This window comes from Shewanella sp. SM21 (assembly GCF_025654335.1).
GTDB classification, from domain to species: Bacteria; Pseudomonadota; Gammaproteobacteria; order Enterobacterales; family Shewanellaceae; genus Shewanella; species Shewanella oncorhynchi.
Window position 1 is genome coordinate 21,082 of record NZ_JAKKRL010000004.1, and the last position, 12,937, is coordinate 34,018.

10 protein-coding genes are annotated in these 12,937 nt (G+C 46.8%); 7 read left to right on the forward strand and 3 right to left on the reverse strand.

The genetic code is table 11. The annotated features are described in order from the left end of the window. Positions 1 to 166: 166 nt before the first annotated feature. From L5L94_RS06250 to L5L94_RS06275, 6 genes are all read left to right on the forward strand, one after another. On the forward strand, positions 167 to 1,405 hold the full coding sequence (locus L5L94_RS06250) for an efflux RND transporter periplasmic adaptor subunit (protein ID WP_263161968.1): 1,239 nt from the start codon (positions 167 to 169) through the stop codon (positions 1,403 to 1,405). 13 nt (positions 1,406 to 1,418) lie between these two features. After that, positions 1,419 to 4,577: an efflux RND transporter permease subunit gene (locus L5L94_RS06255; RefSeq protein WP_263161971.1), complete on the forward strand. Its 3,159-nt coding sequence runs from the start codon at positions 1,419 to 1,421 to the stop codon at positions 4,575 to 4,577. Between the two features lie 443 nt (positions 4,578 to 5,020). Then, positions 5,021 to 5,698 carry a methylamine utilization protein gene (locus tag L5L94_RS06260; RefSeq protein ID WP_263161974.1) on the forward strand — a complete coding sequence of 226 codons (678 nt, stop codon included), beginning with the start codon at positions 5,021 to 5,023 and terminating at the stop codon, positions 5,696 to 5,698. Continuing rightward, the gene (locus L5L94_RS06265) at positions 5,688 to 7,994 is read left to right on the forward strand and encodes a GGDEF domain-containing phosphodiesterase (protein WP_263161976.1); all 2,307 of its coding nucleotides are present in this window, start codon (positions 5,688 to 5,690) and stop codon (positions 7,992 to 7,994) included. The genes L5L94_RS06260 and L5L94_RS06265 overlap by 11 nt, the downstream gene beginning before the upstream one ends. A 76-nt stretch (positions 7,995 to 8,070) precedes the next feature. Next, positions 8,071 to 8,952: a DUF3034 family protein gene (locus L5L94_RS06270; protein ID WP_263161978.1), complete on the forward strand. Its 882-nt coding sequence runs from the start codon at positions 8,071 to 8,073 to the stop codon at positions 8,950 to 8,952. After that, entirely contained in the window at positions 8,949 to 9,425 is a 477-nt protein-coding gene (locus tag L5L94_RS06275; RefSeq protein WP_263161981.1) for a group I truncated hemoglobin, read from the forward strand. The genes L5L94_RS06270 and L5L94_RS06275 overlap by 4 nt, the downstream gene beginning before the upstream one ends. A 93-nt stretch (positions 9,426 to 9,518) precedes the next feature. Here the strand turns inward: L5L94_RS06275 and L5L94_RS06280 are convergent, their stop codons facing one another. Together L5L94_RS06280 and L5L94_RS06285 are read right to left on the reverse strand one after the other, a co-directional pair. Further along, a complete protein-coding gene (locus L5L94_RS06280) occupies positions 9,519 to 9,992 on the reverse strand; it encodes an NYN domain-containing protein (RefSeq protein ID WP_006082658.1) in 474 nt (157 codons plus the stop codon). Between the two features lie 115 nt (positions 9,993 to 10,107). Further along, the gene (locus L5L94_RS06285; RefSeq protein ID WP_263161984.1) at positions 10,108 to 10,968 is read right to left on the reverse strand and encodes an AraC family transcriptional regulator; all 861 of its coding nucleotides are present in this window, start codon (positions 10,966 to 10,968) and stop codon (positions 10,108 to 10,110) included. Between the two features lie 193 nt (positions 10,969 to 11,161). Here L5L94_RS06285 and L5L94_RS06290 point away from each other — a divergent pair, with 193 nt between their 5' ends. Further along, positions 11,162 to 12,073 carry a DMT family transporter gene (locus L5L94_RS06290; RefSeq protein WP_263161987.1) on the forward strand — a complete coding sequence of 304 codons (912 nt, stop codon included), beginning with the start codon at positions 11,162 to 11,164 and terminating at the stop codon, positions 12,071 to 12,073. A 75-nt stretch (positions 12,074 to 12,148) separates the two neighbouring features. Here L5L94_RS06290 and L5L94_RS06295 read toward each other — a convergent pair whose 3' ends face one another. After that, positions 12,149 to 12,916, reverse strand: coding sequence for an AraC family transcriptional regulator (locus tag L5L94_RS06295; protein WP_219254130.1), 768 nt, complete (start codon positions 12,914 to 12,916; stop codon positions 12,149 to 12,151). Between the last annotated feature and the right edge of the window lie 21 nt (positions 12,917 to 12,937).

The following is a 12,937-nucleotide window of genomic DNA, read 5'->3' on the forward strand; positions in this document are numbered from 1 at the left end:
TACCGTTCGGTACATAAATTTGTTGACAGCATCATTTTACGCTATATATTACCGTTCAGTACAGAATATTTTTTACCAGTCGGTATTTAATTGGTTTGGTTTGTAACACAGCTGCATGTGTGTGGTTCGAACAGCGTGAAATGCCCGCCACTTTGAGGATAGTAATATGATGAGTAACAAACCTTTACGAATAATGATGTTAACGGCTGTGGCTGCTTTCGTCCTTTCAGCTTGTGGTGAGCAAATAGCGCAGCAGGGACCTGCACCGAGTGCGCTTAAGGTGGATGTCGCTCAGGTATTGCATGAGCGAGTCACCGAATGGGATGAGTTTACCGGTCGTTTACAGGCGCCAGAAAGTGTCACCCTTATCCCGCGGGTGTCGGGCTATATCGACTCAGTAAATTTTAAAGAAGGCGCCTTAGTGAAAAAAGGCGAAGTGTTATTTCGCATCGATCCAAGCGTGTTTGAAGTGGAAGTGGCCCGGTTAAAAGCAGATCTTGCTAGCGCACTCTCTGCTGAGCAACTGGCCACTAATGATTTTGAACGGGCATATAAGTTATTTGACCAAAAGGCGGTCTCGGCCGAATTACTCGATACCCGTGAGTCGAATAAACGTCAGACTGCAGCCGCAGTCGCTTCGGTGAAAGCAGCACTCATGCGCGCCGAGCTTGATTTAGCTTATACCCAAGTGCAAGCGCCGATTGATGGCCGCGTATCCTACGCTAACGTCACTGCGGGTAACTATGTCACCGCAGGGCAGAGTGTGCTGACCAGCTTAGTCTCTACCGCCAGCATGTATGCCTATTTTGATGTGGACGAGCAAACCTACCTTAAATACGTGAAGTTAACCGCGCAGAACAAACGTAACGATCCCCGTGCTGGCGATAATCCTGTTTACATGGCTTTAGCCAATGAGCGCGATTATCACCATATTGGCATGGTCGACTTTGTGGATAATGCGATGGATAAGCAGACGGGTACTATTCGAGTTCGTGCGACTTTTAACAATGAAGACAATAACCTATTGCCAGGCTTGTTTGCGCGTCTTCGTACTGCGGGCAGTGGCGCCTATGAGGGGATCTTGATTGACGATAAAGCGGTTGGCACAGATCTCAATAATAAGTTTGTGCTGGTCGTCGCTCATGATGGCACGGTCGAATATCGCGGTGTGACCTTAGGCGAAAAAGTCCAAGGACTGCGCATTGTAACCCAAGGCTTGATGGCCGATGACAAGATCGTCGTTAATGGTATGCAACGCGTACGTCCTAAGATGCAAATTGAGCCAAACATAGTGGACATGGTCGACAGCGACAAGCTCGAGGCACTGCGCCAAGCCCAGTTAATACTCGATAAAAATCAAGAGCATTTGACGGCGCAAGCGGTCGAAACGGCGAGCCGCGGTTAAGGAATAACACACTATGTTGTCGCAATTTTTCATTAAAAGACCGATATTTGCAGCCGTACTGTCATTGCTGTTTCTTATCACTGGGGCGATTGCCGTTTGGCAGTTGCCTATTACCGAATATCCAGAGGTAGTGCCACCAACGGTAGTGGTCACTGCTAATTATCCTGGCGCAAATCCTAAAGTGATTGCCGAAACAGTGGCTTCACCGCTGGAGCAGGAAATTAACGGCGTCGAAGACATGTTGTATATGTCATCGCAGGCGACGTCCGATGGACGCATGACCTTGACTATCACCTTTGCGATTGGCACGGATGTGGATAAGGCACAAACCCAAGTGCAGAGCCGAGTGGATCGCGCTATGCCCCGTCTGCCGCAGGAAGTACAGCGCTTAGGTATAGTCACCGAAAAATCATCGCCAGACTTGACCATGGTGGTGCATTTGTTATCGCCGGATAACCGTTACGACATGTTGTATCTGTCTAACTATGCGGCGTTAAACGTTAAAGACGAGCTCGCACGGATTAACGGTGTCGGCGCGGTACGTTTGTTTGGCGCCGGCGAATACAGCCTGAGAATTTGGCTCGATCCCAATAAAGTCTCGGCGCTGGGTTTATCACCCGCAGACATTATTGCTGCCGTGCGCGAGCAAAACCAACAGGCAGCAGCGGGCAGTTTAGGCGCGCAGCCCAGTGGCAGTGCTGACTTTCAACTTTTAATTAACGTTAAAGGTCGTTTAACTGAACTGTCTGAATTTGAAGATATCATCATCAAAGTTGGTCAGAATGCTGAAGTGATCCGCCTTAAAGATGTCGCGCGGGTGGAACTCGGTGCAACGAGTTATGCGCTGCGCTCTTTACTCGATAATAAGGATGCGGTCGCTATTCCTGTATTCCAAGCATCGGGTTCTAACGCGATTCAGATTTCCGACGATGTGCGCGCCAAAATGGCTGAGCTGTCTAAAGGATTCCCTGAAGGACTCGAATACGAAATCGTTTACGACCCAACAGTGTTCGTGCGTGGCTCGATTGAAGCTGTGGTAAAAACCCTGCTCGAAGCCGTGTTGCTGGTGGTGTTAGTGGTGGTGCTATTCCTACAAACTTGGCGCGCATCGATTATTCCGCTGGTGGCCGTGCCTGTGTCTTTGGTCGGTACCTTTGCCTTTATGCATTTGCTCGGTTTCTCGTTAAACGCCTTGTCGCTATTTGGGCTAGTGCTCGCCATCGGTATAGTGGTTGACGATGCCATCGTCGTGGTCGAAAACGTCGAGCGTAATATTGCCGCAGGATTAAGCCCAGTAGAGGCAACGCAAAAGGCGATGAAGGAAGTGACTGGCCCTATTGTGGCAACCACCTTAGTGCTGGCGGCGGTGTTTATTCCAACGGCCTTTATGAGCGGTTTAACCGGGCAGTTCTATAAACAGTTTGCCTTGACTATTACTATCTCGACCTTTATCTCGGCGATTAACTCACTGACCTTAAGTCCGGCATTATCGGCGCTGTTACTCAAGAGTCATGATGCACCTAAGGACGGCTTAACCCGTCTAATGGATAAGTTGTTTGGTGCTTGGTTATTTGTGCCTTTTAATCGTTTATTTAACCGTGCATCCGATGGTTATGGCTGGTTAGTGCGTAAGGTGATCCGTTTTGGCGGCATTATCGGCCTAGTGTATTTAGGCATGGTGGCGTTAACGGGAGTGCAATTTGCCAATACACCAACGGGTTATGTGCCCGGCCAAGATAAACAGTATTTAGTGGCCTTTGCCCAGTTGCCCGATGCGGCATCCCTTGAACGTACGGATAGTGTGATCAAGAAGATGTCTGAGATTGCGCTAAATCACCCCGGAGTAGCGCACTCGATTGCCTTCCCTGGCCTTAGCATCAACGGTTTTACCAATAGTCCTAACTCAGGCGTGGTGTTTGTTGCGCTCGATGATTTTGACTCGCGTACCAGTCCTGAACTGTCGGCGAATGCCATTGCAGGACAATTGAATCAGCAATTTGCTGCTATTCAAGACGCGTTTATTGCCATCTTCCCGCCGCCACCTGTGCAAGGCCTCGGTACCATAGGAGGGTTCCGTCTGCAAATTCAAGACAGAGCCAACCTTGGTTATGAGGCCTTGTATCAGGTGACCCAACAAGTGATGTACAAGGCGTGGACCGATCCTCAGTTAGCTGGAGTTTTCTCTAGCTATCAAGTGAATGTGCCGCAACTTGAACTGGATATCGATCGGACTAAAGCGAAACAGCAGGCAGTGTCGCTCGATCAAATCTTCCAGACATTACAAACCTATATGGGCTCGACCTATGTCAACGACTTCAATCGGTTCGGTCGAACCTATCAGGTGAATATGCAAGCCGACGAGGCGTTCCGCCAAAGTCCGCAACAGATAAGTCAGCTAAAGGTGCCGAATCTGAATGGTGACATGATCCCGCTGGGTTCGTTCATCAACGTCAGCCAAAGTTCAGGCCCAGACAGAGTGATGCACTATAACGGTTTCACGACCGCTGAAATTAACGGTGGTCCAGCGCTAGGAGTGAGTACAGGCCAAGCGCAGGCGGCGATTGAGAAAATTTTGGCTGAAACGTTACCTAATGGTATGACTTATGAGTGGACCGAGCTGACTTATCAGCAAATTCTCGCGGGCAATACGGGTCTTTTGGTTTTCCCGCTGGTGATCATCTTAGTGTTTATGGTGCTAGCCGCCCAGTACGAGAGCTTAAGCTTGCCATTGGCGATTATCTTAATCATCCCAATGACCTTACTTTCAGCCCTCAGTGGTGTGCTGATTTATGGTGGTGATAATAATATCTTCACCCAAATTGGCCTGATAGTGCTGGTGGGGCTGGCGACTAAAAACGCTATCTTGATTGTCGAGTTCGCGAAAGAGAAACAAGACCATGGTATGGCACCTATGGAGGCGATATTAGAGGCAGCAAGATTACGTTTACGTCCTATCTTGATGACATCTATCGCCTTTATTATGGGAGTAGTGCCTATGGTGTTCTCCACTGGTGCGGGCGCCGAGATGCGCCAAGCCATGGGCGTGGCAGTATTCGCTGGTATGATTGGGGTGACTGTATTTGGTCTTATCCTAACGCCACTGTTTTACTATGCCTTAGCGAAGAGGGGCGGTAAAAAAGCCGATGAGCATAAAGAGATAACAGTCGGTTAAGCTTGTTTTCTAGTTGAAAAACACATGAAAGGTCTACATTGAGTAGGCCTTTTTTGTTTATTCACGGCGAGAGCGATTAGATTTGACTATCTTTAGCTGGGGTTAATTAACATTAGGTCAATTGATGCTTAGTGATGGTATTGCTCGCCAGATTAAAACTAAAACCAGAAATGAGGAATATCGTTGGTATTTTCTGGATCATCAATAAGAAACAATGAATAACTATTACCAAACCATTCTGTTAGCTTATAACTTATTGCCACTTGAGCGCGTCATTATCACAGTATGATTAGAATGGTTACTGTTTTACGACTTTTCTATATAATTTGATGATTATTCAATATATTAGTAATGTACAATGCTAGATGAATCTAGATCGTTTTTTTACGCAGAACTCAGCTAAGGTACTTGTTGACCTTGCATCACTATGCCCGAGGTAACGGATGATCCTATATCGCGTTTTATATGCGTTAGTACTTTGCGTTTTGATCTATTTCACGCCTCAAGTCATGGCTGCTGAACTCAATATTAATGTAGTAGATCTGCAACAACAGGCCATTGCCGATACTGTTGTGGAGCTGATCCCTGCAGTGATGCCCGATAATGCAATACCTATCGGGCATTATGAAATGTCGCAAAAAAATCGAACCTTTATCCCCTTTGTGCTGGCGGTGCCTAAAGGTGCAAAGGTGGATTTTCCCAACTTAGATCGTACTCGCCACCATGTGTATTCTTTTTCAGAAGCTAAACCTTTCGAACTTAAATTGTATGTGGGTCAGGCCGAAGCGCCGATTCAGTTCGATAAACCCGGTTTGGTCGCGCTTGGCTGTAATATTCACGATTATATGCAGGCATTTATCTATGTGGCAGATAGCCCTATTGTCGCTGTGACGGACGAAAAAGGTGAGATCCAGTTTAAGGGACTTACCGCCGGTCAATATAAAGTTAAGCGCTGGCATCCATGGCAGAAGGCGGCATCAGAGCCAACGGATTTACTGATAGTTAATGGTCCTAATCAACTCAGCCTGCCCTTAGACATTGAGCGTCAAGCTAAACCGTCGGCTCCGCCGTCGGGATTTGGTCACTACGATTCTGAAGGTAAGCCATTACATGCTAAATAGTTTTCGCGCTCGGCTGATTTTAGTTTTCTTTATTGTGCTGACGTTAGTGCAATTTGCCACAGCATTTTCTGTGTTGACAGCGACCGAAAAAGATAACTTTTTACAGCAACAGAAAAGCCTCGATATTGGCGCGAATGTGTTTCTCGAAGTGTTATCGAATCGCGGTATTCAGCTCAGTCAAAGTTTGTCCGTACTCAGTGCCGATTTTGGTTTTAAGCGCGCGATTGCTACTGGTGAGCAAGAAACCATTGAGTCAGTGTTATCTAATCACGGCTCTCGTATTGGTGCCGACGCCGCTGTATTGTTATCACCTAAAGGGGAGCTCTTGACCTCGAGTTTGCCCGGACTCACTCAGGATGATATTCAATCCTTATTTAATATGACCACCAGCAATCATAATGCGTTAGCTATCCTTAATTTTGATCACGCTAGCTATCAGTTTGTGCTGCAGCCGGTGAAGGCACCGACCTTAATCGCTTGGGTTGGCATGGGGTTTCTATTAGATGAGAAGGTCGCCCAACAAGCTAAAGCTATTACGGGCATCGATGTGAGTTTTGTCAATCAGGCAACGGGCCGCACTGAAATCGCTTCAACCTTATCAGATAATGAAAAGTTAAGCGTAATTGAGCAGGCGAGCTTATTGCCTAGCTTGCTGAAAATGCCTAGTGAAAGTATTCCCGTAGATCATCTGTCTATGGGCATCAAACTTTATGATCACAACGGCAGCCAATTAGCGCTACTACATCAATCAAACCTTAAGTGGCAGCAAAGTTATCAGCAACTACGCAATAATATGCTGCTAATTTTTGCTTTGACCTTAGCACTGGCGATTGCGATTGCGATTTGGTTGTCGGGCAGTTTGACTGAACCCGTGCATCAACTTGTGAATTATGCCCGTAAAATCGGTCAAGGTAAGCAGCCTGCCAATATTCAAGGTGCGCCAGCAGAGCTGAGGGTGTTGGCTAAGAGTTTATCCTTAATGCGCGATGATATTGAAGCGCGGGAAAAGGATTTAGTCTACCAATCTCGCCACGATAGCTTGACAGGTTTACTCAATCGTTTTGCCGCAAAACAGCATTTGGCGGATCTTAACGATAAATTATCCGGTGCTATGGTGTTGTTAGATATTAAACATTTCCGCCATATCAACGATATTATTGGTTTTGCCAACGCCGATACTTTATTACTGCTTTTTGCTCGTCGCCTAGAGCAATTAGCACCGACACCGGATTTACTGGCGCGTTTAGATGGTGACTCATTTTTACTCCTTTACAGTCAAGGGATCCGCCCCGAGCATTTGCTGAAATCATTGGATATGTTGGAGTCGCCATTTCCAATCCAAGGCTCAAACATCTCTCTTACCGTGCGTGCGGGATTACTTGAAATCGATGGTAATGGTGCTGATATCGATGTGTTAGTGCGCCGCGCCGAAATTGCCCTCAATCAAGCCTGTCTCGAAGAGCAACGTATTGTCAGTTATCGTCAAGGCGCCGATGAAAAGTATCAGCGTGAGCTGACGATTATCCGTGATTTGCCTATAGGTTTAGCGCAAAACCAATTGTATTTAGTGTTCCAACCTAAAGTGGATTTACACCTAAACCAGTGCACTGGCGCCGAAGCATTGATCCGCTGGCAACATCCTACGCTAGGGTTTATTCCGCCCGATGAATTTATTCAACTGGCTGAAAATTCAGGCAACATTGATATTGTTAGCCAGTGGGTATTGAAGCAGGCAATTCAGCAATTAGTGACATGGCAGCGGCGGGGTATAGTGCTAAAACTGGCTATTAACCTGTCGGCCCATGATTTAGTCGATACTCGCTTACCAAATCAAATCGCCATTTTACTGAAAGATAATAATCTGCCAAGCGGTGCACTCTGTATCGAAGTCACTGAAGGCGCCGTGATGAAAGATGCACTGACAGTGGTGAGTGTATTACAGCGATTCCGTGACATGGGCGTGTCTGTTGCCATTGATGATTTTGGTACAGGTCATTCATCATTAGCCTATTTGAAAATTTTACCTGTTAATGAAGTGAAAATTGATCGCAGCTTTATCAAAGACATGCTCACGGATAGCCAAGATGTGATGATAGTCGATACGAGTATTAAATTGATCCATGGCTTAGGTTTTACCGTAGTAGCCGAAGGCGTTGAAGAACAAGAAGGTGTTGAGATATTGCGCAATCTTGATTGCGATATCATTCAAGGTTACGTGTTTTCGAAACCCTTAAAAGCGGCTGAATTTGATCTGTGGTTCGAGGCGTTTAACCATCCAAATACCTCTGATACATAAGCGCGTTTACTCAAGTCAATATGCAAAGACGCTAGACTAACGATTCATCGTCGAAAGAATGAGAGCGGAGCATCCAGTGAACATTTCCATAAATGCATTGAAGTTGAATTCATTAACTTGGACTTATGTTAAGGCTTTGTCTTGCCTATTTTTACTATTGGGCACTGTTCCTACGTTTGCTGAAGGTAGCCGTGTGGTCGCGACTGGCGGCGGGACGATGATTGAAGGCAGTGCTGGCGGTGGCATAGTGCCATGGGCCGTGATCAACGGTTATGGCAGTAGCGGTGAATGGTCGGCAACGGCGATGGCGACGGGTGTCTATGTCGATGATTTTACGCTGAAAGTGATCGGTGCTTCTTTGAGTTTTGATAATCGATTCGAGCTGAGCGTTGCGCGGCAAACCTTTGATTTGGATACTATGGGCGGCGAGTTAGGCCAAGATATCTTCGGCGTAAAATACAAGCTTGCCGGAGAGCTGCTTTATACGGCTATGCCGCAAATTACCTTAGGTGCCCAGTATAAAAGAGTCGATGACTTTACGATTCCTCAGGCGGTTGGGGCGCGGGATGATTGGGGTTTAGATGTGTATGTTGCTGCCAGCAAAGTATTTTTTGATGCGATAGCGGGACGGAATGTGTTACTTAATGGGACCGTGCGTGTGACCAAGGCGAATCAAACGGGTTTATTGGGTTTTGGTACTCAAGCCAATCATGATTACCAGTTTGTGCTCGAAGCCTCTGCCGCGGTATTGCTGACGGATAATGTGGCACTGGGTATCGAATATCGCCAGAAACCCGATGAGTTAGCTTTTGCCTGTGAGGATGATTGGCAAGATGTGTTTTTAGCGTGGTTTATCAATAAGCATCTTTCCGTGGTGACGGCCTATGCGAATTTGGGCAGTATTGCAGGATTTGAAGAGCAACGGGGTTGGTATCTGTCGGTGGAGGGAGCGTTATGAGGCGTTTATTGTTGAAACTATTACCTCTTGCCGCTTCGTTTGTTTTCACTGGCTGTGCGGTGCAAACGATCGAAACCTCAGCATCACAAACTCACTCTAGTCATCAAACCGCAAGCCATCAAACCTTATACCAAGATTTAGGTGGTAACGCAGGCGTATCGGCGATAGTCGATGGTTTGCTGGCACGTATTGCCACTGATCCACGCATAGTGCATCACTTTCAAGAGACAGATATTGCGCTATTTCGTGAGCGTGCCATTGAACATTTCTGTCTGGTTGCCGATGGCGGCTGCGTGTATCACGGCGAAAGTATGCAGCACAGTCATAGAGGATTGAATATTACTCAAGCGGATTTCGATGCCTTAGTCGGCCATTTGATTGAATCGATGAAAGAGCAACATATTCCGCTATCGACCCGTAATGCCTTTCTAAAACGCTTCGCCCCTATGTATACGGATATTACCTATCACTAGTGTGTTGTTTGTATTATCAAAAAGTGGCCTTTAAATATGGCGAAGGTGTTTGATGCTGTTAGTGTGATGAGTAGCCGCATTTTTGTCTTGTGACTAGAGCAATAACGCCTCATCTATGGGATGGAACTGGCTCGCTGCATCCCTTAAGGATTTAGCCGTTAGGGTAGGGACGCCATACACTTGGGTTTCAACCCCATACTTTTGATGAATTTTTTGCAGTAATAAATCGAAATCGCCATCCCCAGACAGCAAGATCACTGTATCCACTTCACTCGCCGCTTCCATAATATCTATGGTGATCCCCACGTCCCAATCGCCTTTGGCTGAGCCATCGCTACGCTGAATAAACGGTTTTAACTTCACCTCAAAACCTATGTGCTTTAGTGCATCTTGAAATTTCAATTGCCCATCGTCGCCCTTATGGATGGCATAAGCCACGGCCAATGCTATATCACCTTCATAACCTAAGTGCTGCCACAGTTTACGATAATTAAATTGGCGACCATAGGCTTCGCGGCAGGTGTAATAGATGTTTTGTACATCGACAAATAAAGCGATTTTTTTCAAGGCGTTTTCCAGCGGCTAGGGGATTAAGGGCACTATAGCATATCGAGGCAATGGGGTTTTCAAGGATGTTAGAGTGTTGGGTTCAGCCGTCGAGATGGTGAACCCAAAGCGTATGTTAGCTTCTATGGTATTTTTGATATTCGCCCGGTGACATGCCGCTGAGCTTTTTAAAGTAGCGGCCCATGTGGCTTTGATTAGCGAAGCCATTATTGAGGGCGATATCGGTCAAGGATTGCGTTGAATGACTCAAGCTTTGTTTGACCTTTTCGATGCGCACTTGTAGCAAATACTCCTGCGGCGTCATCGCAAATTGGCATTTAAACATGCGACAAAAATGGTACTCGCTAAGTTGGGCGAGCTCGGCCAACTCAGACAAGTAAATTTGCCGATGGGAATGGCAATGAATAAATTCTTTGATCGCTTTGGCCACTTTAGGTGCGAGTCCGCCCTTAATTGGCCCAACCGACAAATTAAAGCCTGAACTTTGCAGCAAAGTCACCAGCACAGTGTCGGTTACCTGTTCCATCATCAGATGGTGATCACTCGTCTGCCAATCGAGTCCAGCAACTTGGTGCCGAAACAGCGCCTCTAATCTCGGATTATCGACAAAGGTCAACTCAGGTAAACGCACTTGGCGTGGATCTTTATCAAAGACTCGCACCGCCAATTTTTTAAGATGTTCATCGCTAAAATACAAATGCATAAACTGCTGCGGTTGTCCCAGTTGCCAATGGCTTTGGCAGCCTTGGGGCATAAGGCAAAACTTACTGGGCGCGCCATAGTCGGCCTTGATATCGGTTCTGTGGGTTTCGTAGCCGCCATCCAGATACATGCTCAGCGTATGTTGTGCATCATTTTGGTAATACAGACGTTCGCCCGCATTTTGATAATGGGCCCAAGATAAATCCTCCGTAATCGCTTGTTTACGAATACAGGTCTTGGCGGATTTATCAAAACTGATGTATTTGGGCTCCATGGGTTCCTAGTGATCTCACTGGCTAAGCATTTTGTCTTTCCAAATTATCGCACTTATGGGCGTGGCTCAACGTCCGCTCGCGATTAAAACCGCAATATCGTGTTATGGCCAACAAGATGGTGACATAAGGACGAAAGCCATCGCTGTATAGTTTGCCTCATTAAGCATTTTATGAAGATGTAGGGGACTCATTATGGCTGCTGTGATGTATTTGCTGATGATTTTTGTGTGGGGTTTTTCGTGGATTGCCATTAAGTGGCAGCACGGTGAGGTGGCGACGGAAGTCTCGATTTTCTATCGGTTTGCGATTGCGAGTCTCTTGATGTTCGCCATTGGCTTTGCCTTTAACAAGCTGCAAGCGGTAAAGCTTAGGCAGCATCCTTGGTTTGCGCTACAAGGCGTGTGTCTATTTTGTTTGAACTTTATCGCGTTTTATACCGCAACCCATTATATTGCGAGCGGTTTAACGGCAGTAATTATGGCCACTGCCCCCATTTTTAATGCGATACATGGCCGCATTTTTTACGGTACGCCCACCAGTCGTAATTTTTGGTTAGGCGTCGGTGTCGGTCTGGGGGGCATTAGCTTACTCTTTGGTGCTGACTTGCTCGCGACTCAGTGGTCACAAAATTTAGTGTGGGGCTTATTGTTTTCGCTGCTAGGTACGTGGTTTTTCTCGATTGGTAACATGATCAGTATGCGCAACTCGCGCGATAATGTGTCGCCCTTTACTTCAACAGCGTATGCCATGTGCTATGGCAGTGCGGCGTTACTGCTGATCATCTGGTTTAAAGATTTAAGCTTTAGTTTACCGCTGACAACCAGCTATCTTGGCAGCTTGTTCTACTTAGCCGTTATCGCCTCTGTGGTTGGCTTTACCGCTTATTTGATCTTGGTTGAGCGAATTGGCGCTAATGCCGCTGCGTATCTGTTGGTGATTACCCCTGTGGTGGCGTTAAGTGTATCGAGCGTGTTTGAGGATTATCAGTGGACTTGGTATTCAAGCGTGGGACTCTTGCTGGTCGCGCTCGGAAACATGTTAACGCGCCGTCAAAAACCGCTTGTTTGGTTTAAGTCTTCTGCCACGCCAGCGGTGAAAGCTTAACGTCGCAGCTAGCGTCATGAAAGTGCATATGAGACAAGGCTCGATTCGACGATTGTAAGTCAGTCGAGCCAGTACTTATTTGAAATATTGTGCCGGTGTGGTGCCAGTATATTGCTTAAAAAAGCTGATAAAGGCACTGTCGCTGGAAAATTGTAAATTAAAGCCCACCTGCGCCACCGAGATTCCCGTTGCTAATTGTTCTATGGCCGCGAGTAAGCGCCATTGCTGGCGCCAGGCTTGATAAGCCATGCCCGTCTGCGCGCTAAAAATGCGGCTAATTGTGCGTTCACTGGCACCGATTTCTACTGCCATATCCTTAAGATTGGCTGGCGGTTTTTGATCTTGCTGTAGTTGCGCTAGCCAGGTTGTTAAACGTTTATCCTGTGGGAGGGGTAAAGCCAGATTTTCTTCCGTGGCATTGCCCAATTCTTCGCAGAGCAGCAAAAAGGCATTGTATTGAGTGCTTCTTGGTTTGTCCCAAGGCCAAAACGACATAGTGTCGATTAAGGCTTTGAGTAGCGGATTTACATGGAAAATAGTGACTTTATCGGGCAATAAAGTGACGGTTTCTGGTTCAAAGTAGAGTGAGCGATAGGCAACCACATTACGCATGGTGACGCTGTGCTTAACGCCAGCTGGCAACCAAGCCGCACGCGTTGGCGGTAACACCATTTGAGTATCGGCTAGGGTGAATCTCATCACGCCTGTGGGGGCGTACAGCAGTTGCGCCTTCCTGTGGTGATGCATTCCCGAGTCGTGTTCGCCCATATCGGCGGCAATGCCAATAACCAGATTATCCAGCAGATCTGGATTAAATAGTTGTTCGGGTTGAATAAAGGCCATCTTGTCCTATTTTTGATGTTT